This window comes from Mesorhizobium sp. M7A.F.Ca.CA.002.05.1.1 (assembly GCF_003998335.1).
Lineage (GTDB): Bacteria > Pseudomonadota > Alphaproteobacteria > Rhizobiales > Rhizobiaceae > Mesorhizobium.
In genome coordinates this window covers 1-2,137 of the sequence record NZ_RZQI01000974.1, presented here as the reverse complement: position 1 = coordinate 2,137, position 2,137 = coordinate 1, and the positions used below count along the sequence as shown (strand labels likewise).

The following is a 2,137-nucleotide window of genomic DNA, read 5'->3' as shown; positions in this document are numbered from 1 at the left end:
GCTGCCGAGCCCGATGCCCTGATATTCCGGCCGCAGGTACAATTCGTAGATTTCGCCTTGCTGCCTGAGTTCACGGGCGCGGTTCTTGCCGATCGTCGCATAGCCGGCGATCTTTCCGCCGATCTCGACCACCAGAACAGTGGCGGCGCGGCGAATCGCATTCGCCCACCAGTCGGCACCTCGACGGTTGATCATCGATGTCAGGGTGCGGTGCGGAATGATGCCGGAATAGGCGCCGCGCCAGGCCTCCAGATGCACCTCGGCGATGGCACTGGCATCGCGCGGGTCGGCTTTCCGGATGTCGATCGTCAGCGTATTCATGATTTGTTAACCATAAACCCGCATCGCCCGATTGCAAGAGTCCCGGCGGCCCGCCGGCTGCTTTCTCACAGGCGATCATGGCACTGATGAGATCAGGCAAAGCCTGCTTGAAAACGCGCTCAGCCGAGGCGGATGGCGTGGCCTTCGAGAACCGGAGAGGAGCGTTGTTTTGCACGTGAGCACCGGCCTACGCCGGCCGAAGCCTGCCTGCCAAGGCCGCTTATGAGTGAGTGCTTCGGTCGGCGAAAGCCGGAAGCGCAGAAAACCGCGTCAGGCGTCCGGCTGAGTAGCGTTTGCAGGCGGGCTTTCAGATTTCGACGAGATGGTCGTCAAGTTCGTTGCTGTCGCCCACCGTGACCGGGAAATGCTCGGCCAGCACCGCACCCACCTGCTCGATCGCCTTGACGAAGCCGTCGGCAAGCCGGTCGTCGCCGGCATGCGCGGTAAGGTCGCGCACGACACCGTCCCAGACATGCTGGCCGACCTTGGCGTCGATGCCCGAATCGGCAACCACTTCGGCGTAGCGTTCAGCGATCGAGACGAAGACCAGCACGCCGGTGCGCGCCGTGGTGCGGTGGACGTTGCGGGCAAGGAACTGCTTGCTCGCGTTGGCGTGCGCCGCCTGGTAGCGCAGCCGCCTCGGCACCAGATGGATGCGCAGGCCGGGCAGCGCCCACAACAAGGCCAGCACGCAGGCAAGCGCCAGGAGCTGGGCGAGGACGAAATGCGGCAGCCGGATCGACAGCCACCAGGCCTCCAGACCGTAGCCGACCGCCAGGCTGACGATCAGCATGCACACGGTCGCCATGAAGGCGGCCGGGAAGAAATAGCCGTCGCTGGCATGCGCCACGACGCAGTAGATCTCGCCGTCGGTTTTCTCCTCGGCGGCGCGGATCGTGGTTGCGATGCGCTCATGATCCTGCGGGCTGATTGGTCGTGTTGCCATGATATGTCTCACCAGCTTCCTGAAGAACCGCCACCACCCGATGAGCCGCCGCCACCGGAAAACCCGCCACCGCCGCTTGATCCCGAAGACCAGCCACCACCGGAGCTCCCCGACGACCAGCCGCCCGAAGACGAACCCGTTGTCCAGCCACTGCTGCCCGAGTACCCGCTCGGCCCACGGCCGTAACGAAACGTCATGCCCAGCCATCTGTACACGCCCGGCGACAGCTTCGTGCCCAACATCGGCGGCAGGAACGCCATCGCCAACCCGCCGAAAAACATCGTCGCCCACAGGATCAGGAACACGGCAACGATCGGATCGATGGACGTGCCGTCATCGGCGGGATTGCGCTTGCCTCGCGCTTCCAGCTCCTCCGGATTGCCTTCCAGCACCATGACCATGTCATCGACGGCTTTGCTGATGCCGCCGGAGAAGTCGCCGGCGCGGAAGGCCGGCACCATGTCGTTTTCGATGATGAGCTTGGTATGCAGGTCGGTCAGCGTACCTTCCAGCCCATAACCGACCTCGATGCGCATCTTGCGGTCGTTCGGGGCAACCAGCAGGAGCACGCCATTGTTCTCGCCCGCCTGGCCAAGTTTCCAGAAGCGGAACAGGCGGTTGGCGTAGGGCTCGATCTCCTCGCCATCGAGGCTGGGGATCGTCGCCACGACGATCTGGTCGGAACCTTTTGTCTCGAAGTCGGCGAGCTTCCGCGTCAGCGCCGCCTTGGTCGCGGCATCGATGATGCCGGCATTGTCGACGACGCGGCCGGTCAGCGCCGGCAGGTCGGCCGCGTAGGCCGTGATACAGGAGAACAGCACGACCGCAGCAATCAGGACGGCCGAGGCGAGGCGGCCGCGTTTCGCCAGG

The 2,137-nt window shown here is 64.5% G+C and carries 3 protein-coding genes; all 3 read right to left on the bottom strand.

The features are described 5' to 3' along the window. Positions 1–321 (bottom strand): GNAT family N-acetyltransferase (locus tag EN939_RS31345; protein ID WP_164751384.1); only part of this gene is annotated, 321 nt, incomplete at its 3' end. Between the two features lie 307 nt (positions 322–628). Beyond that, positions 629–1,267: a TPM domain-containing protein gene (locus EN939_RS31340; protein WP_127271483.1), complete on the bottom strand. Its 639-nt coding sequence runs from the start codon at positions 1,265–1,267 to the stop codon at positions 629–631. An 8-nt stretch (positions 1,268–1,275) separates the two neighbouring features. Continuing rightward, positions 1,276–2,103 (bottom strand): TPM domain-containing protein, encoded by an 828-nt coding sequence (locus tag EN939_RS31335; RefSeq protein WP_245473237.1) that lies wholly within the window; start codon positions 2,101–2,103, stop codon positions 1,276–1,278. Positions 2,104–2,137 lie beyond the last annotated feature (34 nt).

What these genes read in the sequence shown, in the direction of transcription:
- EN939_RS31340 (WP_127271483.1), bottom strand. Translation starts at nt 1,267, where the DNA reads ATGGCAACACGACCAATCAGCCCGCAGGATCATGAGCGCATCGCAACC.